Source organism: Pseudarthrobacter sp. NIBRBAC000502772, from assembly GCF_006517235.1.
Classification (GTDB): domain Bacteria; phylum Actinomycetota; class Actinomycetes; order Actinomycetales; family Micrococcaceae; genus Arthrobacter.
This window is the reverse complement of sequence record NZ_CP041188.1, coordinates 4,745,981-4,766,581: the sequence shown is the minus strand read 5'-3', so window position 1 is coordinate 4,766,581 and position 20,601 is coordinate 4,745,981. Positions and strand designations below refer to the sequence as shown.

General features: G+C 60.9%; 16 protein-coding genes. 5 read left to right on the top strand and 11 right to left on the bottom strand.

The features are described 5' to 3' along the window. Window positions 1–23 precede the first annotated feature (23 nt). Entirely contained in the window at window positions 24–611 is a 588-nt protein-coding gene (locus NIBR502772_RS22075) for an adenylate kinase (RefSeq protein WP_210412475.1), read from the top strand. 156 nt (window positions 612–767) lie between these two features. On the opposite strand, the gene NIBR502772_RS22070 is transcribed toward NIBR502772_RS22075, so the two are convergent. The 6 genes from NIBR502772_RS22070 to NIBR502772_RS22045 all read right to left on the bottom strand — a co-directional run bounded on the left by NIBR502772_RS22070 (window position 768) and on the right by NIBR502772_RS22045 (window position 8,332). Then, window positions 768–1,847, bottom strand: a complete 1,080-nt coding sequence (locus tag NIBR502772_RS22070; protein ID WP_141141827.1) for a LacI family DNA-binding transcriptional regulator — start codon at window positions 1,845–1,847, stop codon at window positions 768–770. Between the two features lie 38 nt (window positions 1,848–1,885). Next, a complete protein-coding gene (locus NIBR502772_RS22065) occupies window positions 1,886–2,791 on the bottom strand; it encodes a carbohydrate ABC transporter permease (protein ID WP_141141826.1) in 906 nt (301 codons plus the stop codon). After that, window positions 2,788–3,669, bottom strand: a complete 882-nt coding sequence (locus NIBR502772_RS22060; RefSeq protein ID WP_056341101.1) for a carbohydrate ABC transporter permease — start codon at window positions 3,667–3,669, stop codon at window positions 2,788–2,790. Before NIBR502772_RS22060 ends, NIBR502772_RS22065 begins: the two co-directional genes overlap by 4 nt. Window positions 3,670–3,718: 49 nt before the next feature. Next, entirely contained in the window at window positions 3,719–5,053 is a 1,335-nt protein-coding gene (locus NIBR502772_RS22055) for an ABC transporter substrate-binding protein (RefSeq protein WP_141141825.1), read from the bottom strand. A gap of 47 nt (window positions 5,054–5,100) precedes the next feature. After that, complete coding sequence (locus NIBR502772_RS22050) at window positions 5,101–6,537, bottom strand: GH32 C-terminal domain-containing protein (protein ID WP_141141824.1); 1,437 nt, start codon at window positions 6,535–6,537, stop codon at window positions 5,101–5,103. Window positions 6,538–6,778: 241 nt separating this feature from the next. Continuing rightward, the gene (locus NIBR502772_RS22045; protein ID WP_141141823.1) at window positions 6,779–8,332 is read right to left on the bottom strand and encodes a glycoside hydrolase family 32 protein; all 1,554 of its coding nucleotides are present in this window, start codon (window positions 8,330–8,332) and stop codon (window positions 6,779–6,781) included. Window positions 8,333–8,825: 493 nt separating this feature from the next. Here NIBR502772_RS22045 and NIBR502772_RS22040 point away from each other — a divergent pair, with 493 nt between their 5' ends. Further along, window positions 8,826–9,509 (top strand): GntR family transcriptional regulator, encoded by a 684-nt coding sequence (locus NIBR502772_RS22040; RefSeq protein ID WP_210412349.1) that lies wholly within the window; start codon window positions 8,826–8,828, stop codon window positions 9,507–9,509. On the opposite strand, the gene NIBR502772_RS22035 is transcribed toward NIBR502772_RS22040, so the two are convergent. Further along, window positions 9,486–10,007, bottom strand: coding sequence for a DUF5943 domain-containing protein (locus NIBR502772_RS22035; protein ID WP_246848836.1), 522 nt, complete (start codon window positions 10,005–10,007; stop codon window positions 9,486–9,488). The genes NIBR502772_RS22040 and NIBR502772_RS22035 overlap by 24 nt on opposite strands. Then, the gene (locus NIBR502772_RS22030; protein ID WP_141142226.1) at window positions 10,007–10,984 is read right to left on the bottom strand and encodes a dipeptidase; all 978 of its coding nucleotides are present in this window, start codon (window positions 10,982–10,984) and stop codon (window positions 10,007–10,009) included. The genes NIBR502772_RS22035 and NIBR502772_RS22030 overlap by 1 nt, the downstream gene beginning before the upstream one ends. A gap of 357 nt (window positions 10,985–11,341) precedes the next feature. On the opposite strand from NIBR502772_RS22030, the gene NIBR502772_RS22025 reads away from it, so the two are divergent. From NIBR502772_RS22025 to NIBR502772_RS22015, 3 genes are all read left to right on the top strand, one after another. After that, window positions 11,342–12,643 (top strand): MFS transporter, encoded by a 1,302-nt coding sequence (locus NIBR502772_RS22025; protein ID WP_210412346.1) that lies wholly within the window; start codon window positions 11,342–11,344, stop codon window positions 12,641–12,643. A gap of 257 nt (window positions 12,644–12,900) precedes the next feature. Then, on the top strand, window positions 12,901–14,649 hold the full coding sequence (locus NIBR502772_RS22020; protein WP_141141820.1) for an ABC transporter ATP-binding protein: 1,749 nt from the start codon (window positions 12,901–12,903) through the stop codon (window positions 14,647–14,649). Then, complete coding sequence (locus tag NIBR502772_RS22015) at window positions 14,646–16,703, top strand: ABC transporter ATP-binding protein (protein ID WP_305775666.1); 2,058 nt, start codon at window positions 14,646–14,648, stop codon at window positions 16,701–16,703. The genes NIBR502772_RS22020 and NIBR502772_RS22015 overlap by 4 nt, the downstream gene beginning before the upstream one ends. Window positions 16,704–17,060: 357 nt before the next feature. On the opposite strand, the gene NIBR502772_RS22010 is transcribed toward NIBR502772_RS22015, so the two are convergent. Genes NIBR502772_RS22010 through NIBR502772_RS22000 form a run of 3 tightly spaced genes read right to left on the bottom strand, consistent with a single transcriptional unit; the run spans window position 17,061 to window position 20,132 of the window. Then, window positions 17,061–18,527: a PIN-like domain-containing protein gene (locus NIBR502772_RS22010; protein WP_141141819.1), complete on the bottom strand. Its 1,467-nt coding sequence runs from the start codon at window positions 18,525–18,527 to the stop codon at window positions 17,061–17,063. A 35-nt stretch (window positions 18,528–18,562) separates the two neighbouring features. After that, a complete protein-coding gene (locus NIBR502772_RS22005; RefSeq protein WP_141141818.1) occupies window positions 18,563–19,426 on the bottom strand; it encodes a hypothetical protein in 864 nt (287 codons plus the stop codon). Beyond that, the gene (locus NIBR502772_RS22000; RefSeq protein WP_141141817.1) at window positions 19,416–20,132 is read right to left on the bottom strand and encodes a DUF5343 domain-containing protein; all 717 of its coding nucleotides are present in this window, start codon (window positions 20,130–20,132) and stop codon (window positions 19,416–19,418) included. Before NIBR502772_RS22000 ends, NIBR502772_RS22005 begins: the two co-directional genes overlap by 11 nt. Between the last annotated feature and the right edge of the window lie 469 nt (window positions 20,133–20,601).

Below are 20,601 nucleotides of genomic sequence, written 5' to 3'. Positions count from 1 at the left end.
GAAGGGACATCTGAATGACCAGAATGCTGATTATTGGCCCGCCCGGTTCGGGCAAGGGAACGCAGGCGGAACAGATTTCCGAACGCCTCGGCGTTGTGGCGATCTCCACCGGCGACATCTTCCGCGCCAACGTCAAGGGCGAGACCCCGCTGGGCGTGGAGGCGAAAAAGTACATGGACAACGGGGATTTCGTTCCGGACAGCGTCACCAACGAAATGGTCAGGTCGCGCCTCAGCGAGGATGACGTGGACGCCGGCTTCCTCCTGGACGGCTACCCCCGGACCACGGCACAGGTGGACTATCTTGACTCAATCCTGGCCAACGGTGACCAGAAGCTCGACGTCGTCCTGCAGCTGACCGCTGACGACGAGGAGCTGGTCACGCGCCTGCTGGGCCGTGCCAAGGAAACCGGCCGGAGCGACGACACGGAAGCCGTCATCCGGCACCGGCTGGACCTGTACCACGAGCAGACCGAGGCCGTGGTGGCCAAGTATGCCGGCCGCGGCATCCTCGCCAGGGTTGACGGGATTGGCGGGGTCGGCGAGGTCACGGACAGGGTGATGAGCACGCTGGGAGATCTTCTTAAGGTCTCCGCCGTAATCGGACGGTAGTACCCAACCGCCTGCACCGCTGACGAGTAGCGGTGATCGAGCCTGTCGGAAACCACCACCGGAATCCGACAGGCTCGACCTGGCTGTACGGGCGAACGCACGGCTCGTCGCCGTCATCGCTCGATGGGGGACGACAAGGCCAATTCCTGGGTGCGGCTATGCGGGGGCCAGAGCCCGCACCGAGTTCCGTTCCACGGTGGGACAGTGGATTTTTGTGGGGTCAGCGGCCGGTGCTTCTTCAAGGCCCAGGAGCATCCGCACTCCGGCTGCGCCCAGTTCGTAGTGGGGGAGAGCGACGGTGGAAAGCGGGGGTCGGACGTGGGCGGCGATGACTTCCTGGTTATCGAATCCCACCACTGCTATGTCCTCGGGGATGGAGAGCCCGTGCTCGCGAAGCCCGTCGTATAGCCCCATCGCCATTCGGTCGTTGTAGCAGTACACGGCAGTGGCTTCGCGCTTGAGGAGTTCCTCGGTCGCCCCGTACCCGCCTTCCTGGTCTGGGTAGGCTTCCAGGACCAGGCCCGCGTCGAACGGGATGCCTTCCGCTTCCAGCGCTTCCCTGTAGCCCTGGAGTCGTCCGTCCTTAGCCGGGGCCGGGATGGTGGCGTTGATGAAGGCGATCCGGCGGTGGCCGTGTTTCAGCAGGATCTCCGTGGCTGAACGGCCGCCCTGTACTTCATCCGGGACCACGGCCCGGGAGCCTGGTTCCGTGGAAAAGCAGTTGACGAGGACGAAGTCCGACTCCTTCAGGGAGGCCGGGATGTCCGTGGGCCGGTGGAACCAGGTGGAGTAGAGGATTCCGCGCACCTTGTATTCAAGCATCATGGCAATCGCGTCCGTCTCGAGCTCGCGGTTGCCTTCGGTGTTGGCGATGAGAAGGGCGTAGCCGTGCTTCCAGGCTTCATCCTGGGCGCCGTGGATGATCTGGCCGGCAAAAGGGGTGGTGGCAATGGCATCGGCCACGAGCCCGATGAACCGCGAACTCCCGCTGACCAGGGTTTGCGCCATGGCGTTCGGCCGATAGCCCAGGTCCCGGATGGCGTCCCGCACGCGCTGGCGGGTTTCGTCGGATATCCGGGCAGTCTTTTTCTTGTTCACTACAAGGGAGACGGTGGCAGTCGAAACGCCGGCGGCCTCGGCTACCTGCCGGAGCGTGACGGGTTGAGGGCGCCCGGGACGTTTGAGGGGTGCAGCCGCACCCAGCGGTGTGACCGAACTATTCTCCTGCGAATTCATGAGCCCTCCTTGAGGAGTATATCCGGCTGTTCCTGCTGTCATCCCTTGCTCCCACCGCTCTCCAAGCCCTGGATCATGGCTTTGTTCAGCACGAGGAAGACCAGCAGCAGGGGCGTGATGGTGATGCAGACGGCGGCAAACGTGGCCGTCCAGTCCGTCTTTCCCATGGCGCCGATGTAGTTCTGCAGGCCCAGTGGAATGGTCTTCAGTTCTTCGGAAAGGACGAAGGTGTTGGCGAAGATGAAATCGTTCCAGATGAAGATGCTGTTGACCAGGACGACCGTCACGACCGTATTTACCGAAAGGGGCAGCGTGATGAGTCCGAAGATCCGGTAGGGACCTGCTCCGTCAAGGGACGCGGCCTCGTACGTTTCCCGGGGGATGTATTCAAAGAACGACGAGAAAAGGTAGATCGACATCGGAAGGGCGAAGCCGGCCAGGGGAATGATCATCGACGGGTAGGTGTCGAGCAGGTTGATGGTTGAGTAGTCGATGAAGAGCGGCACGAGGGCGATCTGGACGGGCACGATGATGCCGACCAGGAAAAGGCTGCGGACGAACTTGCTGAACCGGAACCCGAGGACCTGCAACGCATAGGCTGCCATCATTCCCAGCAGCACAATCAGGACATTGGCTCCCATGGTGACGATGAAACTGTTCAGGATGTTCAACCAGAGGTTGCCCGTCTCGAAGGCGCGGGCGTAGTTATCCCACGTCAGGGACTTTGGCAGTGCGAAGGGGTCGCCGGTCGCGAAGTCGTGTTCGGTGCGGAGGCTGGTGATGAAAAGCCAGGCGAGGGGGTAGACCTGCACGATGACGATGAGGGCGATGAGCACTCTTGACAGGGTGCTGTGGAGGCTGGGCGGCTTGCGGCGGCGGAGCGGCGGCAGGCTGTCTGATGGGACTGCCACAGGCCTGGTGATCGGAGCTGCCGGCGCGGTCATGCGTCCGCCTTTCGTTTGAGCAGGAAGAGGATGAGCCCGACGGCCACCAGGCACTCGACGACGATGAATACGGCGATGGTGCTGGCGTATCCGAAATCGGTGCTCGAGAAGGCCGTCTTGTACATGTAGGTGGTCAGCAGCTCCGAGGACTGTCCGGGGCCGCCGTTGGTCATGAGGTAGGGGATGTCGAAGCCGCGCAGGCCGTAGGTGGTTGCCATGATCGTGGTGGTGATCCAGACGGGCATGATGTGCGGGAAGCGGATCTTGGTGAACAGTTGCCACCGCGAGGCGCCGTCGAGGCGGGCCGCCTCCTCAAGTTCCTGCGGGACGGACAGCAGCGCCGCGTAGATGATGAGCATGTACAGGCCGGTGAACCGCCACCCTTCCGGAGCCGATACTGCGGTGAGGACGGTGTTGATGTCCGAGAGCCACGGCCGTTCAAGGGCGCCGAGGCCGATCCAGTGCAGGAGCTGGTTGAGCAGGCCAACCGGTTCGATCGAGTAGATGCGCACGAAGAGGAACGCGATGGCCACGGTGGAGATCACCGCCGGCAGCAGGTAGAGGGTCTTGATGAGCTCGCGGCCGCGTCGCATCGAGGTGAGGAGGCTGGCCACGAGCAGGGCACCGCCGAGCTGCAGCACCAGGCAGATGGCCAGATATCCGAGGGCGTTGAAGAAGGAGCGCCAGAAGATGTCGTCTGCGGTGAGCATCCGCACGTAGTTGGCGAGCCCTACGAACTCCATGTCGCTGATGCCGTTCCAGGAGAAGAAGCTGAGGAACAGCGACTGCACGATGGGGAACAGCACGGCGACGCAGTACAGGAGCAAGGGTGGGAGCAGGAACACCAGGACGGAAAGTCGTGACCTGTTGGGGAGCATGGCTAGGCCTTTCGGGTGGGGGCCGCAGCCGCAGCCCCCACCGCTGTGATTACTTGAAGAACTTCGGGGCGTTCTGCGCGATGGTGCTGTCCATCGTGCTGGTGAACTGTTCGGGCGTGATGTTGCCCTGGACGAGGAGCACTAGCTCCTGCTGCAGCCGGCCGTTGGTTGTCGGGTCAAGCTGAGTGTCCCACGGCATGGCCTGCTTGCCCCCGAGGTCGTTGGCCTTCTCCAGGGCCTTCTTGTACAAGGGCGTGGCGTTGGCCGGCAGGGCGGTCTCCACATTGGTGGTCGGCGAGAGCGCACCGGTGGCCGCGTACTCGGCCGGGTACTTCTTCAGCGCGAACTTCAGGAAGTCGCTGACCAGCGGGTCGTAGGTCTTGGAGTTGACGGCCATTCCAATGCCCGACGGCGACACGAACTCGTTTGCCGCCGTGACGGATCCTGCAGTGGTGGGCAGGGTGAAGAAATCGATGTCCTCGCGCACTGCAGGGTTCAGCTTGTCCGTGGCCAGGCTGGGCAGTTCCCAGGTGCCGATGTTGTACATCGCTGCCTGGCCGGAGGTGAACTGGTTCTGGGCGTCGGAGTAGCCCTGGGATGAGAAGCCATCCTGGAAGCACTTGGCCTTGCCGAGCGCCGCCAGCCATTCGACGGTCTTCTGGCCTGCGGGGTCAGAGAACTTCGCTTCGCCCTTCTTGAGCTTCTGGATGAAGTCCGGCCCGGCTTCACGGAACGGCTGGTAGGCGACGTACCGCTCGAGCGGCCACTGGTCCTGGCCGTCGATGGCGATGGGGGTGATGCCGGCATCGCGCAGGGCGGTGCACATGGCGGGGATGTCATCGAGGGACTTCGGGACGGCGACCCCGGCCTTCTGCAGCAGGGCCTTGTTGTACCAGACGAACTCCAGCTCGAACTGGAACGGGATCATGTTCAGGGACCCGTCGTCGAACCGTTGGTAATCCAGCGCGCTGGGCCGGTAGTCGTCGTAGACGTCCAGGGACTTCAGCAGCTTTTCGGCGTCCACCATTTTGCCTTGTTTGACCAGCTGCTGGGCGAAGGGCGTGGCGTCGGTGTCGAAGAGCTCGGGGAGCTTGTTGGCCGCGGCCAGCGTCTCGAGCTTTTGGATGTAGGAGGGCCGGTCGGGAGTGGTGATGAGCTTCAGTTCGAAGCCCGGGTGGTCTTTGGCGTACTCGTCCGCCAGCTTCTTCATGATGTTGATGACGGCCCCGTCGGCTGGCCGCGAAAGCAGCCACGAGATTTCACGGGCCTTGATTTCCCCGGTGGGGCTGACGTTGGAAGGGTCACTGGACCCTCCGCCGCCGCAGGCTGTCAAAGCCAGGGCGGTGACGGCTGCGACAGCGGCAGCACGGAAGAGTTTTTTCATGAGGGCAATCTCCTTTGATTGGAACGGAGGATGAGGGTGGTGGTTATTTAGTTGTCGGTGCGCTGACGTATTTGAAGTTCAGTGACGGTGACGGATCCTTCGCCGGCGAAAACGCCGATCCGCCCCGCGGGCAAGTCGTAGATCCTGGTGCTGAGGGCCACCTGCCGGTCCAGGACGGCAACGCAGATGTCGCCGTCGACGATGACTTCCAGGGTGTGTTCGCCGGGGGAAAGGTCGCACGGGCGTTCCAGCTCGATGTGGAACGGAATGTCGCCGGAGACGTGCCATTGCGCGTCTCCGGTGCTGGTCCTTGGCCACCGGTCGAAGACCAGCCTGCCGCGCTTCGGTTCCAGGCGCAGCACGTAGGACTGGTCACCGTCCGGCCCTGAGCGCAGCAGCAGACCGCATTCCGTTGTCCCGGGGGCAATGTCCAGCACTGCCTTCGCGTAAAACTGGCCGGGCAGGTCTTCCTCCGAGACGACGGCGGTGTATCCGTCCGGGACGTTGAGCCGGGTGGGCAGTTCGTGTGCCAGGGACACCGGCACGTCCTCCCAGAAGCTGTCCACCAGTTCATCGGCGAAGGCGAACCCGAGCGTTCCGTCCGCATTTTGGCGGGCTTCCAGGACGGACATCGTGCCTGCCCACTGCCAGGGTCCGTCGTCGCGGTTGCCGTCCTTGCTGGCGATCCAGCCGAAAAAGAAGCGGCGCCCGTCCCGCTCCGCGGTCTTTGAGGCGTAGTAGGCGCGCCCGTCGATGCTGTCCAGGTCCGGTACCGTCCACGGGCCGTCGGGGCTCTTGGCCATGCGGTACCGGGTGGTGAACGATTCGGAGAACTCCGAGTAGACCATGTACCACCAGTCACCCCACGCGAAGACATCCGGGCACTCATGCGTGATGTAGCGGCGCGGATCCCAGAACGGTTCGGTGTGCCGCCAGTTCACCAGGTCATCGGACACACACTGCGCAATGACGCCGCGGCGGCGTTCAGGTCCTGCGGAGTGCCGTGCCGCCAGCAGCATCCGCCACTGGCCTGCCGCCTCATCCCGGAAGACGAACGGATCCCGCCAGTCCCCGGACTCATAGCCGTCCGGGGCGCCGAAAGTGAGCTCGGGGTGCTTCACCCAGGTCTGCATGCCATCGGTGCTGGTGGCCTGCATGACCAGTTGCAGTGGAACGCCGTCCGGTCCGAGGTTCCGTGGGTTCTGTCCCGTGTAGAACAGGCGGTGGTTGCCGCTTTCATCGACGACGACGCTGCCCGTGTAAGCGTTGAAGTCCAGATCGGTGTCGCTTCCGTGGTGGAGCGAAACACCCTGGTCCTCAAACTGCGTGAGGCCTTTGGTGGTGACAAGGTTCCACGACGTTCCCGGCTTCGGGTCTGAGCGGACCTCGTGAAGGTAGAAGAGCCAGAACTCCCCGTCCTTCTCGAAGGGGATAAGATCGCCAACCCATCCATCGGAGGGCTGGAAGAAGACTGAGCGTTTCATCGGCACTGATGTCCATTTCTGCTAAAACGTTTGATCACTTGTAATCTAGCCCCAATCGGAAACCTGATCAAGCGTTTTAGCAAAGTTTAGGTTTATTCTTTCGCTGGTCTTAATCCGGAGGATGCGGACGGCGCGGAAGCAGCCTCATACTTCCCCCGGACCTCCGGTTTCGGAAGCTTCGGACGACAGCGTACTGCCGGCCGACAGGAAGCTCCTGAGGGCCGGCAGCCTGGTTCAGGTCCTAGCTGAATTCGCGGATGGTGATTCCGGAGAAGGTCGCAGGGCCGCCGTCGGCGTACAGCGAGATTCCGGTGTCGCCGTCTGCGAAGTGCACCTGCTGCGAGAGCACCGTTTGCCCGGCATTGACGAAGACTTCGACGCTCTGTTTGTCGACGAAAATGCGCAGGTGCACTGCTCGTGCGGCGGCGTCGATGGGCGCCGCCGCACGGGTGTACGGCACGAGCGAGAAGCCGCCCTGGTCCGAAGGGGCGCGGTCGACATAGACCTCGTCAACGTACTTGCCGATGTTCGTGTGGCGCGTGCCGTTGGCGGAGCGCCCCACCGATACGCCGACGTTCGCGGCAGCATCCCACGAGATGTCGAGTTCGAGCTCGTAGGCGCTGCCGCTCCACGGCAGCACTGCGCTCCCGTTCACGGTGCGGTCGGGCAGCACGGTTGTCGAGCTGACGTAATTTGAGAGCTCCCCGACCGGGGTGCTGAGCAGGCTGTACCAGCCTTCTGGCTGACGCTCCAGGCGCAGCTCGCGCACGATCGAGTTCTGGCCGTTGTACCCGTCGGAGGCATCGGTGGGAACATCGCGCGCGGCGTACTTCCAGTTGTTCATCCAGGCGACCGCGTACCGTCGCTCGTCCGGCGCATCGACCGCCGGCCAGGTCACGGCGGCGTACCAGTCCCAGCCCCAATCGAGCCACTGCGGGTCGAGGTTGTTGGTGATAAATTCTTCGCCATTCCAGGCGCCTGTCCAGTAGGCGAAGGTCATCGGCAGGCCGATGCTGTAGGCGTCCATGCTGGCGCCGAGCACCCAGTGCCGTGTTCCGTCATTGGCGGTCATTTGGAAAAGGTCGGGGCACTCGATGCCGCCAAGCGCGTGATTCGGGTAGTCGAAGTTGCGTTTCAGCTGCCAGTCGCGCAAATTCGGTGAGGTGTAGAACGCTGCGTATCGAGCTCGGCCGATTACGCATACCCACTCGCCGCGCGCCGCATCCCAGTGGATCTTGGGATCGCGGAACCATTCCGCGTTCTCGATCTCCGCCGGTGTCGTCGCGGTCCGGCCGTCGGTATTGACGATCACCGGATTGGGGAGTGCCGTAAAGGTGTAGCCGCCGTCGGTTGACCAGTACAGGTACTGCTCCTGGTACTTGCGGATGTTGTCGGTGGGCTGCGTCGCGAGCGCCACGATGGCCCCCGCGCCGAAGCCCGCAGTGTCTGACGTGTCGACGACTGCCGAGCCCGACCACACGGGAAAGTCTGGCTGCAGCGGCAGCGCGACGCCGTGATGGGTGAAGGTCACCCCGTCGGTGGTTGTGGCGTGGTCCCAGCCGCCGGGGCCGTTGTTCTGCCCGGAGTGCAGGTAGTACAGGTGGTGGGCGCCGTTGGCATACACCGGGCGCTGCGGGTCGCACAGCCAGCCGGACGGCGGGGTCAGGTGGTAGACGGCACGCAGTGATCCCTGGGCCTGGGCGGCCGTGATGGGCATGCCGCTGCACATGAACAGGGCGAGTGCTCCTGCTCCTGTGCCTTGCAGGACGTGGCGCCGAGAAAAATCATGGGTCATGTTTGCTTCCTCGCAAAGGGTGGTAGCTGCAGGCATCAACTCTGATGCCCGGTCCTGCTTAAGCGTTTGATCAAGCTAAAGATAGGTGTTGGCGCCGTCGTGATCAAGCGTTTTAGCGGATCTTTTTTGAATATCTTCTACGCGGCCTCAACCTTTTGAATTTCGCGGGCGATCGCCTTTGCGCCCAGTTTTGCTTCCTTGCGGCCTGCACGGGGCGCGCCAAGTTCGGGGCTAGCCGTCCGGCAGGACGGCACCTCCAATGCTCCAGTGTCAATCACGTTCGCCTAGCAGTCGGCCGCACGCTTTCCGCGAAGGGTTATGCGAGTGTCGGTGGCCCCGACAGCGACATTCTCAAGTGTTGTCACCTCTGCCCCGGTTCCGCTCTGTAGCATAGTGCCGTGCGTATACCGCTGTAATACAGGAAGCAGGAGAGATGGCCAGTCGTCCCAGAACGGTAATGGAGCGGGCTTATAGCGAGATCAAGAAGAAGGTAATGACTCTTCAACTCGCTCCGGGATCCGTTATCGATGATCTTGGGCTAAGCGAAATGCTCGGTATTAGCCGTACTCCTGCGCGCGAGGCGCTTTTCCGGCTGGTCTCCGAGGGGCTTGTAGTGTCGGATCCTGATAGGAGGGGGTTCTTTGTGAAGCCCCTCGATATCCAAGATTTATCCAGTCTTTTTGAAGCACACATGGTCTCAGCCAGGGCGATCGGCCGACTCGTTGCAGTGAGATGCAATGCAGCCGGCATTGCCAAGCTGCGGAAAGCGGAAAACAAAGTCATCCGTGCGATCGAGCACGAGCGCCCCGAAGAAGTGGCCTCCAGCAATGCGGAGTTGCATCGGCTGGAGGCCACGCTGGCGGGCAACGGCTACTTAGCCAACCTCGCCTGTTCGATTCATGATCACGGACAACGGTTGGGCTATTTGGCCTTTGGCGGTGCCACGTCGTGGAAGACGCTGGAGCAGCACTTTATTGAGGTCCGAAAGGACCACTCGGAGCTGATTGATGCCTATGAAAGACACGACCCCGATGCCGCGGAGAGCATTGCCGGCCGCCACGTATTGCTCTTCCGGAACAGAATTTTCAGCTTCCTGACGGATGACACAGCCGGATCCATTGACCTCGGCGGGGATATTCTTCCCTCAATGCAGTTATCGCGGAGCAACACGGAATAGTCCATACTCGGCGCCGTACTGGCCTTGCCAATGAGCCTGATGGCTTGTTGTTCGAACGTTGCTGCCCTGGGCGTGCAGGATCTGGTCCATTGCGCCGGAGAACCAGCCGGTGAACATGTAGTCCCCGGTGGCATTCTCGGATTCGGGCTGATGGAAGGCCGTATTCTTTACACTGACGGACGCCGTGCCTTGAGCAAGGTCAAAGTCGAGCACGTCAAAGAGCCCCCAGCCGCGCTGAGAAAGTCGCTTCAGGTAGTGCTCGAATACATCCGCACCTGCAAGATTGTGCAGCTCGGCTTCGTGTTCGCACCATGTCCAGGCCGATTTGTACCCGGCGTCGTATAGCAAGGTGGAGTACCGCTCGACCCCAAGTTCTTTTTCGATTGCTTTGTGGTTGTTCACGAAGAAGTGTAGGGGAACATAGAGCATGGGGAGGGAATCTGTGGTCCACCGACCGCTCTCGGGGTCGACGTTAATGGGCACCTCGGGTGAGTACATCATGACCCCCAGACCTCCCGAAGAACGCCCATCCAGTTCTCACCCATGATCTTGCGGACGACGCGCTCGGAGTGTCCGCGCTTCAGCAGCGTTTCCGTCAGGTTTGGAAACTCGCCTACAGTACGGATTCCAAGCGGGTTGATGATCTCCCCAAAACTCGTCAGTCGGCGGGCATATCCCTTGTCGTGGGTCAGCCACTCAAAGAAATTGAGGTCCTGGCCCTGGGTGAAGTCAGTCCCGATTCCTACTGAGTCTTCTCCCACTATGTTCATGACGTACTCGATGGCTTCCGCGTAGTCATCGATGGTGGAATCAGTTCCCTTAGCCAGGAATGGCGCGAACATTGTGACACCCACGAAGCCGCCATGGTCGGCAATAAAGCGAAGCTCTTCATCCGACTTGTTTCGGGGGTGAGCCTTGAGCCCATACGGAAGACAGTGCGAATAGCAGACGGGCTTGCTGGACTCGAGAATGACTTCTTCCGATGTCTTCGACCCCACATGCGATAGATCGCAGAGGATACCGACGCGGTTCATCTCCGCGACGACTTCACGCCCAAAGCCAGAGAGCCCCCCGTCTCGTTCGTAGCAGCCTGTGCCTACGAGATTTTGGGTGTTGTAGCAGAGTTGCACGACACCCACGCCCAATTGTTTGAAGATACTGACGTATCCCAGCTGATCTTCAAAGGCGTGCGCATTCTGGAAGCCGAGTATGATTCCCGTCTTTCCGGCATCCTTCGCCGCCTGGATGTCGGCCGTCGTGCGGACAGGCATCACGAGTTCGCTGTTCTCTACAATGAGCTGATTCACGTCCAGGATGTTGTTTACGGTTTCCTGGAATCCCTCCCAGACGGACACCGTGCAGTTGGCAGCAGTCAAGCCGCCCTTGCGCATATCCAGGAACAGCTCCCTTTCCCACTTCGCGATGATGAGTCCATCGATGACGATGCTCTCTTCATGTAGAGCGCCCGGATCAATAATGTCCGCAGAATTCATTCCAGCTTCCTTCCACACAACTTCTGGTTGCGGTGCCGATTGGCAGTGCGGCTTTCATAATACGACTCGTATTTCGAAAGGGGAAGATGTTCAGTGGATGAGCTCGCGGCGCCCACACCCGTCGAGTCCGAGGAAGGCCTAGATTTGGCCACCAGGTTGGTGTTCAACCGTAGACATGCAGGCCATGTCGTAATACGATCTGTATTATTCAGCGCGACTAGCTGCTGCTGCCAGCTTGCATCTTCCATTCGACGACCTCCTTCCCCCGGCACCAATGCCTGCGGACGAGCGGACCGAACAGTAGGGCCAGACCCCCAACAGGAGACGATGAAATTGACCGTGAACACCACCATTGACCAGACAGGTTCCGTCAATCCAAAGCTGCTGAAGAAGGTGATTTCTGCAGCCGCCGTCGGCAACTTCATTGAGTGGTACGACTTTGCCGTTTATGGATATCTAGCGACGATCCTGGCTGCCAAGTTCTTTCCCGGAAGCAATCCGACTACGGCCCTCCTGGAGACATTCGCCCTGTTCGCCGTGGCGTTCGCCCTACGCCCAATCGGCGGGATCTTCTTCGGCAGACTCGGCGACAAGATCGGACGAAAGAGAACACTTGTCCTGACCATCCTGTTGATCTCCGGATCCACCGCCTTCATCGGACTCCTGCCGGACTACGCAACATGGGGAATCTGGGCGCCAGTCTTGCTGGTGGTGGCCCGTTGCGTCCAGGGATTTTCAGCGGGCGGTGAATATGCCGGCGCCTGTGCTTACGTCATCGAGCACGCTCCAAGGGAGAAGAAGGCCACGTACGCCAGCTTCGTTCCGGTCAGCACATTCTTCTCGTTCGCCTTCGCCGCCGGCTTCACATACGTACTGGCGCAGGTCGTCGGCCCTGACAGCATGAATGGATGGGGCTGGAGGATTCCGTTCCTCCTCGCCGTGCCCCTGGGCCTCTTCGGTTTCTACCTACGGTCCAAGCTCGGCGAAACGCCCCTGTTCCAGAACATAGAAGAAGAAGAGGAAGTAGAGGCCGCACCCCTGCGCGAAACCATACGGACTCACTGGCGGACGATCCTGACGCTGGCCGGATTCATCGCTGCCACAGCGCTCTCCTTCTATACGTTCACGACCTACATGTCGACGTTCATGCAGGTCGTGGGCAAACTCAGCCGACCGGAAGCTCTACTATCAAGCTGCCTCTGCCTGGTTTTCGCGGGCCTGCTCTGCCCCTTCATGGGCCGTCTATCCGATCGGATAGGCCGGCGAAACACCACGCGTTCGGCCTGCATCGTCCTAATCGTTACAGTCTTCCCGGCATTCATGCTGGCCGGATCAGGCAACCTCGGGCTTTCAGTGCTTGGGCAGTTCCTGCTCGGTATCGGTGCGGTCATGACCGGCATCGTTACCGCGGTCCTCATGTCCGAGCTGTTTCCCACAAAAGTGCGCTACACGGCCTCGGCGGCAACGTATAACCTTGCCTACACAATCTTTGGCGGGACGGCCCCATTCATTGCAACATGGTTGATTGCCAGTACCGGAAACAACCTGTCCCCAGGCATCTATCTCGCCGCCGTCTGCATCATGGCGTTCATCGCTTGTTCAAAACTTCCCGAGACGTCGAAGAAGTCCTTGGACTGGTAACGGCAAACCAGGGAGCGCAACACTGCCACCGAACCTCTCAACACGGGAATGGCCGACGCGGATTCGCGTTGGCCATTCCTTGTTTTCCGGAACCGTAGCAATGAATCGAGACTCTCGCACGCATGGCGAATACGCTCTCGGAGAACCGGCCCATTTTCTCCTCCGGCTCCCCGGATGAATCCCAGCCACCGGACGTAAACTGACCTTCGCACCACCTCCAGCTCGAACACCAGCGGGACAGAACCTTTGGAGCCGCATTGCTCTGGAAACTGCTTGTTGAATACCTGCGGCCGCACCGGCAGCTGCTGATCGCCGTCGTGATTTTCCAGCTGGCGCAGTCCATCGCGTCGCTGTACCTGCCCACGCTGAACGCGGACATCATCGATGAGGGCGTGGCCAAGGGGGACACCGGCGTTATCCTCAGCCTGGGCGGCCTGATGCTGGCGATCACGCTGCTGCAGATCGTCTGCGCCGTGATTGCCGTGTACTTCGGGGCGAAGGCGGCCATGGGCGTGGGCCGGGACCTCCGCGGTGCGATCTTCACCCGGGTGGGGGAGTTCTCCGAGCAGGAAGTCACGAAGTTCGGCGCGCCCAGCCTGATCACCCGCTCCACCAACGACGTCCAGCAGGTCCAGCAGCTGGTGCTGATGGCGGCCACCATGATGGTGGCCGCACCCATGCTCGCCATCGGCGGCGTGATCATGGCCGTCCGGCAGGACGTGCAGCTGTCCTGGCTGATCGCCGTCGCCGTGCCCGTGCTCATGATCGGCGTCGGGCTGATCATCACCCGGATGGTGCCGCTGTTCCGGAAGATGCAGAAGCGGATCGACACCGTGAACCGGGTGCTCCGCGAGCAGCTCACCGGCATCCGGGTGGTGCGCGCGTTCGTCCGCGAGGACATCGAGACGGGGCGCTTTGGCCAGGCCAACGAGGACGTCACGGACACCGCGCTGCGTGCCGGCCGGCTCATGGCCCTCGCCTTCCCCGTGGTGATGCTGGTGCTGAACGTCTCCAGCGTGGCCGTGATCTGGTTCGGCTCGTTCCGGATCGAGGACGGCTCCATGCAGGTGGGCACCCTCATCGCGTTCCTGAGCTACCTGATGCAGATCCTGATGTCCGTCATGATGGCCACGTTTATGGCCGTGATGATCCCGCGCGCCGCGGTCTCCGCGGACCGGATCGGCGACGTGCTGAACACGGAATCGAGCGTGCGGCCGCCGCTGAAGCCTGTAAGCAGCGCGGTTTCGCCGGATGGGCACCGGCGCGGGCAGCTGGAAATGCGCGACGTCGGATTCGCCTACCCGGGTGCCGACCAGCCCGTCCTCTCCGGGCTCAGCTTCACCGCCAGGGCAGGGCAGACGACGGCGATCATCGGCAGCACCGGCGCGGGCAAGACCACCCTGGTGAACCTCATGCCGCGTCTGTTCGACGCCACCACCGGCTCGGTCCGGATGGACGGCGTGGACGTCCGCGAGCTGCACCCGGACCTGCTCTGGGGGCACATCGGCCTGGTGCCGCAGCGGCCCTACCTGTTCTCCGGCACCGTCCGCAGCAACCTGCAGTACGGCAAACCTGACGCCACCGAGGACGAGCTCTGGTCCGCCCTGGAGATCGCCCAGGCCCGCGACTTCGTGGAGGAGATGGAGGGCGGGCTCGACGCGCCCATCTCCCAGGGCGGCACCAACGTCTCCGGCGGGCAGCGGCAGCGGCTGGCCATCGCACGGGCCCTGGTGAAACGGCCCGAGCTGTACATATTTGACGACTCGTTCTCCTCGCTGGACACCGGCACCGACGCCCGGCTCCGCCAGGCCCTCAAGCGCAACACCGCCGGCGCCACGCTGGTGATCATCGCCCAGCGCGTCTCCAGCATCGTGGACGCGGACCAGATCTTAGTGCTCGACGACGGCAGGATCGTGGGGCGCGGAACGAACCGCGAGCTCCTGGAGACGTCCGAGACGTACCGGGAGATCGTCTCCTCCCAGCTGGCAGCGGAGGAGACGGTATGAGCACCCGGAACCGGCCGACGTCGGGCGCTCCCCGCGGTGCCGGATCCAACCCTGCCGCCCCCGGCGGAACCGCAGCGGCCTCGAAAACCGCGACTGCCGACGTCGTACGCATTCCCCGTCCGCCGGTAGGACCCGGAAGGGGCGGCGGACCGTTCGGCGGGATGAACATCCCGGCGGAGAAGGCGATGAACTTCTGGCCGTCGGCCAGGCGGCTGGTGGGCACGCTGCGGCCGGAGCGGGCGTGGCTGCTGCTGGTGCTGGTCATGGGGGTGGCCAGCGTGACCCTTTCGGTGATCGGGCCGCGGCTGCTGGGGGAGGGCACCAACCTGATTTTCGCCGGGGTGGTCTCCAAACAGTTGCCGCCCGGGGTGAGCAAGGCGGAGCTGATCGCGCAGCTTCGGGCCGCGGGGGAGAACCAGAAGGCGGACATGCTGACGCCCATGGCGCTGACGCCGGGGCAGGGGATCGACTTCGCGGCGCTGTCCAACGTGCTGCTGTGGACGCTGGTGCTGTACGTGCTGGCGTCGGCGTTTATGTGGGTGCAGGCGTATGTGCTGAACGGGGTGGTGCAGCGGACGGTGTTCGGGCTGCGCGAGGAGATTGAGGCGAAGATCCACCGGCTGCCGCTGCGGTATTTCGATTCGATCCAGCGCGGTGAGCTGCTGAGCCGGGTGACCAACGACGTGGACAACATCTCCCAGAGCCTGCAGCAGTCCATCAGCCAGGCGGTCACGTCGGTGCTGACCGTGGTGGGTGTGCTGGTGATGATGTTCATCCTCTCGCCCACGCTGGCGCTGATCGCGCTGGTGACCGTTCCGCTGACGCTGGGGATCACGGCGCTGATCGCCAAGCGCTCGCAGAAGCTGTTTGTGGCGCAGTGGAAGCACACGGGGGAGCTGAACGGGCAGATCGAGGAGACGTACACCGGGCATGCGCTGGTGAAGGTGTTCGGCCGGCAGCGCGAGGTGGAGGAACGGTTCCGGCAGAAGAACGTGGAGCTGTACGAGGCGAGCTTCGGCGCGCAGTTCATTTCCGGGCTGATCATGCCGGCCATGACGTTCATCGGGAACCTGGTGTACGTGGGGATCGCGGTGGTGGGCGGCCTGCAGGTGGCGTCCGGGGCCATGCAGCTGGGCGACGTGCAGGCGTTCATCCAGTACTCGCGGCAGTTCACCATGCCGCTGGCGCAGCTGGGGTCCATGGCCAACCTGCTGCAGTCCGGGGTGGCGTCCGCCGAGCGGGTGTTCTCGTTGCTGGATGAGGACGAGGAGTCTGCCGAGCCTGCTGCTTCTGCTGGTCCCGTTTTTGGGCGTGGCCGGCTGGTGTTTGAGGACGTCTCCTTCTCCTACTCGCCGGACAAGCCGCTGATCTCGTCGCTTTCTTTGGTGGCGGAGCCGGGGCAGACGGTGGCGATTGTCGGGCCGACGGGGGCGGGCAAGACCACGCTGGTGAACCTGATGATGCGGTTCTATGAGCTGGATGCGGGGCGGATAACGCTCGACGGCGTGGACGTCACCTCAGTCCCGCGGCGCGAGCTGCGCTCGCGGCTGGGCATGGTGCTGCAGGATACGTGGCTTTTCGGCGGGACTATCCGGGACAACATCGCGTACGGCCGGCCGACGGCTACCGAATCCGAAATTCTTGAGGCGGCGCGGGCGACGTACGTGGACCGGTTCGTGCACTCGCTGCCGGAGGGCTACGACACCGTGCTGGAGGACGAGGGCTCCAACGTGTCCGCCGGCGAGAAGCAGCTGCTGACGATTGCGCGCGCGTTCCTGGCCCGGCCCTCGGTGCTGATTCTGGACGAGGCGACTTCTTCCGTGGACACACGGACGGAGGTGCTGGTGCAGAAGGCGATGCGTGCTTTGCGGTCCGACCGGACGAGCTTCGTGATCGCACACCGCCTGTCCACGATCCGTGACGCCGACCTCATCCTGGTGATGGAGGCCGGACAGATCGTGGAGCAGGGGACGCACGCTTCGCTGCTGGCAGCGGGTGGGGCTTATGCGCGGTTGTATGAGGCGCAGTTCGCGGCTCCGGTGGCGGAGGTCTAAGAGCATGGCGTCAGAGCTTCGGACTTCTCCATTTAGACAGCTTTTGCTCGCCATTGTGAATTGACATAGCCCTTACTCTCGCGACTTGCTCGAAGCCGCAAAAAAGGGAACGCCATAGTGGTTTACTTCTAAGGCTGCTGTCCGCTGCGGCCCTTTTACGCTTGGAAAACTAGAAGCGCACATTATGTCAGCTCGACGTGACTACTGGACGCGGTGGCCCCGTGAGGTACCGACGCTGCCGCGATCACAAACGTACAAGTATGTAAAGTTGTTATTTGGCAAGATGGTCGAGTCGATGACCCTCGAGGTAAAGAATGGGCCTGAACTAACCCCATCGGCACGCATTACTTGCCGAGTCTAGTTGTCGTTTCGCGGATCATTTTCTGAAAACCACTTGTCCAATGCGGATTTCCAGACGAACGACGGCTTATTTGGGTCAGTCTTGACGGCCCACCAGTGCAAGCTGGAGTCGTGAACTGCTGAGGTTCCCTCTCGTCGCTCAGCAAACATGGCGGAAAGGCGGATGGGTTCTAGAAACTCGGGTCGTATTCGGTAGGCCAGGACTTCCTGGTCCATATCGTAGTAGTGAGGTTCGAGCAGCGTGAGGGCTCGCTCAGGCAGATTTCCGTTTCCAACTTCATGAGCTAAAACATCTTGGATGGTGGAACCTATGGCCTGCAGCTTTTCGCCGCTGGTGGCAATGCCCATTTCTTCCATGAGACGTACGTCTATCCAGCCCTCGGCCAGCGACGCCAACTTGAGTGCTGTTCCAGCAACAGGGTCTAAAGCATTAAGCTTAGACAGGAAGACATCGAAGCCTTCCCAATGCAGGATCTTATCGACAGCGGAGTGTACCCACCCTTGGGCGACGAGACGCTCGCGATCTGTGAGCTCTCTGCTCAGGCGGTTGGCATTTTCGACTGAGTCTGTGTGGATGGAGACGTTCAGTGATTCCTTGGCTAGATCCAGCAACTGCGCCGGCGTGCGAAGGTAAAAGTCCCTCCCTGTTCTGGCGAGCAGTTCGTGTATCAGTTCAATTCTAGGTCCACGGATTTCTCCGCCCTCTTTTCGCACCCAATCGTCTTTGGCATCACGAGTGATGAAGAGGACATCAAGTTGTCGTTGGGCCGCTTCAACTAGAAGTTGCTCCCATACGAGGTAATCGCCTGCGGAATCCGGTTCGGGCTTTTTAGCGTCCAAATACCCGGGAGGTATTTGGTTGTCCCCGCGACGTTTTGCTTCAATCAGGGCTGCTTTATGAGCACCCTCATCTAGGGGTCTGCCCACCTTGCCCTGAAGGATCTGTTCCAACTGGAGCAGGACTTCATCCTTGGACGTGTCGCGCGCCCAGGTTTCCGTCTCCTCTTCCGAGAGTTGCGTTACTTTGTCCCTGAGCCTCGCTAGACACTCCGTCAGTTCTTGTGTCAGCCCCTCGACAGTAGCCTTCGGATGCGATCTCTGCTTACCCCAAAGGTCGACGGCCTTGAAAATAGCGTCCGTGTTGGAACCGAGAGTCCTAATAAGCACAGCTGTTCCGCCGGGATCTTTGAGAATTCCTTCGCGGTTCCGCCAGAACTCAACCATTGCGTGGTTGGGTACCCATAGCCGATCACCGATTGCGCGCAGTGCGGCAATCAAGTCATCTCGTCCCTGCTTCCCGTAGCGGTAAAGGTCAAGGAGCACGTTCGTATCAAGCACCACGAGCCCTTGCCGCAGGACTTGGATATGGTCATTACGGATGGCAGTCCTGTAGCCTTCAAACCCGTCAAAAATGCCACCGTAGGACTGATGTTCAGCCGGAGTGTCTGCCGATGAGGTTGTCATGTGAATTCCTAGAAGAGCACAAGTGGGAGATGTATTCAGTTACTCATTGCGTTCAGAACTGCTCGCAGGACTTCCAATCGCTGTTGAACTTCAACACTGGGGATTTTCCTTCGATGCTGACTCATTTCGAGAGTCGCTATCTCTTCCCGCACAGCGTCGTAGTCCGCAAGATCGTCATGCGTGGCTGTTCTGGCGGCCTTCTTCTTAAAGCTCTGGCGGATGGCCGGAGGGAGTATGGGAACCTCTCCAAGGTCAGGTTTCTCGTAATAGGGCTGACTGGTCAGTGTTCGTAGCAGGTCCTCGAAGCTGTCGAGGTTGTCCACGTCGATCTTGAAGTAGGTGAATCGTGCCATGTCTTCAGGTATGCAGCGAGGACTCTGGTCGCCAAGGACTACCAGTTTCAGTTTCTTCTGCAGCTCGGTCTGATTCTTGATGAACAGACCCTTGAGGGTATCCGCCTCTACAGCGGCTCCTGCTCCGACATGGGGGGAGTTGGTACCAGACCAGCGTTGCGCCCACCCTTTCGTGATCGCGACAAGAACATAGTCGGCGTCTCGAACTGCATTCTGGCCGAACCGAGTCCAGTCGGCTCCATCTTCATGGGTATGGAACAGGTCTATATCTGCGTCAATCCCCATGCTTCTGAGAGCAGTTGTGAACTCCATTACCAACTGCTCCCAGTCCTTTTCCTGCTGAGAGGACCAGTATTCTCCACGGTGAGCCCAGCTAACGAGAACCTTCAACGGTTCATCAATTGGCTTTGGTTCTTTTGAAGGGCTATCACTCTTGATCACTTCCTGCTTCACCCCAGGCGTTGACGGTGCCGTTATCTTTGGAATCGCGTCGGCTATCTGCTGCGTGGCTGCGAGTAACGCCTTGAAACTTTCCCTACCGTCCATAGAGATGCTTAGCCATGCTCGCAAAGATTGCGTCGATCTGGTCTGCTGAAGCAGAGGAGTCGATATGGACTTGGAGGTCCACATGAAGGCTTGGTCCCGAATGCTGCTGTGCGACAGGGTGGGGATGGCCGTTAGGTTGGGGCTGGACAGGCGCAAATGACTCTGCCGGTATGTCAGCTTTTTCGGTAACTTTTTCTGGCTCGCTCTTTGCCGGTGCGGCTGGCTTGCTTTTCTGCTTAGCTGCGCGGGGTGTCCGAGGCTTCACGTCTTCAGGGAGGGGCTCCTTGGCGACAAGGTGCAAATAGAACTTTGCAACGACATTCGCGCTGGCCTGCCCGGACTTTGAGTGACGCATGAACCAATTGGCAACGGCCGCAGGGTCGGCATCTGGGGACGGGAAGATTTCCCGGACTTCCAAGGGATACAGCGACTCAAGAATCGTGTCACACACTTTGGGGTAAGTCTCTTCAAATCGGAAGTCCTGAGCAAGGTCCGTGGGTACGCCGTCCTGGTCAATGAGGCCCACGTTCCGCATCTGCGGAAGGATATTCTTCGCAGTTTTCTCGGTTATGGAGAGGATGGACGACAGGTAGGTCAGGGAAACCTTGCTTGGTACTTGTTTGAAGAAGACTCTTCGCAGTGACGTCCACACTGACGGCGACATATATGGATAAGCAGTCTTCTGCTCGACAGACTCTGCAGTCATTGGAACCCCTCAACTCGTGCAACGCTCAAGTACAGCGGGGTGCCGCAGTTGTTCACGCGATACTGCTATCCGTAGTTAAAAGTGTCCCCCGACGGCCACCTGAATATAGGTGACAACGGATACCCTATAGGGGATTCGGGGGATACTTGGAAGCGACACGCGATGCTACTTGCGGTCAGGGCTGTGCCGTTCGGGCTTCTCGGGCTTGCCGCCTGTAACCTCCAACCCGTCGATGAACAATATCAGAACCCAGTAAAGATTTAACATGGGACTGGCCCCCTTTCCCTCAGGCGTCGGCAGAATGGTCACCTTCAGGACAAGTCCCTTGATGATTAAGACGTTTCGCGTGAATCCCTAGCTCGTCCCACGTTCTGCTACCTTGAGGACTTATGTGCTTTCCGTGCGCTTCCGCAGGTTGTCCTCGGCTTCACGCTCAAAACCGGCCCGTGCCTTTGATCTTGTACAATTG

Excerpts from the sequence above, each read along its gene's own strand:
- NIBR502772_RS22075 (WP_210412475.1), top strand. The coding sequence starts at position 24 with ATGCTGATTATTGGCCCGCCCGGTTCGGGCAAGGGAACGCAGGCGGAA.
- NIBR502772_RS22070 (WP_141141827.1), bottom strand. The coding sequence starts at position 1,847 with ATGAATTCGCAGGAGAATAGTTCGGTCACACCGCTGGGTGCGGCTGCA.
- NIBR502772_RS22065 (WP_141141826.1), bottom strand. The coding sequence starts at position 2,791 with ATGACCGCGCCGGCAGCTCCGATCACCAGGCCTGTGGCAGTCCCATCA.
- NIBR502772_RS22060 (WP_056341101.1), bottom strand. The coding sequence starts at position 3,669 with ATGCTCCCCAACAGGTCACGACTTTCCGTCCTGGTGTTCCTGCTCCCA.
- NIBR502772_RS22055 (WP_141141825.1), bottom strand. The coding sequence starts at position 5,053 with ATGAAAAAACTCTTCCGTGCTGCCGCTGTCGCAGCCGTCACCGCCCTG.
- NIBR502772_RS22050 (WP_141141824.1), bottom strand. The coding sequence starts at position 6,537 with ATGAAACGCTCAGTCTTCTTCCAGCCCTCCGATGGATGGGTTGGCGAT.
- NIBR502772_RS22045 (WP_141141823.1), bottom strand. The coding sequence starts at position 8,332 with ATGACCCATGATTTTTCTCGGCGCCACGTCCTGCAAGGCACAGGAGCA.
- NIBR502772_RS22040 (WP_210412349.1), top strand. The coding sequence starts at position 8,826 with ATGACTCTTCAACTCGCTCCGGGATCCGTTATCGATGATCTTGGGCTA.
- NIBR502772_RS22035 (WP_246848836.1), bottom strand. The coding sequence starts at position 10,007 with ATGTACTCACCCGAGGTGCCCATTAACGTCGACCCCGAGAGCGGTCGG.
- NIBR502772_RS22015 (WP_305775666.1), top strand. The coding sequence starts at position 14,646 with ATGAGCACCCGGAACCGGCCGACGTCGGGCGCTCCCCGCGGTGCCGGA.
- NIBR502772_RS22010 (WP_141141819.1), bottom strand. The coding sequence starts at position 18,527 with ATGACAACCTCATCGGCAGACACTCCGGCTGAACATCAGTCCTACGGT.
- NIBR502772_RS22005 (WP_141141818.1), bottom strand. The coding sequence starts at position 19,426 with ATGGACGGTAGGGAAAGTTTCAAGGCGTTACTCGCAGCCACGCAGCAG.
- NIBR502772_RS22000 (WP_141141817.1), bottom strand. The coding sequence starts at position 20,132 with ATGACTGCAGAGTCTGTCGAGCAGAAGACTGCTTATCCATATATGTCG.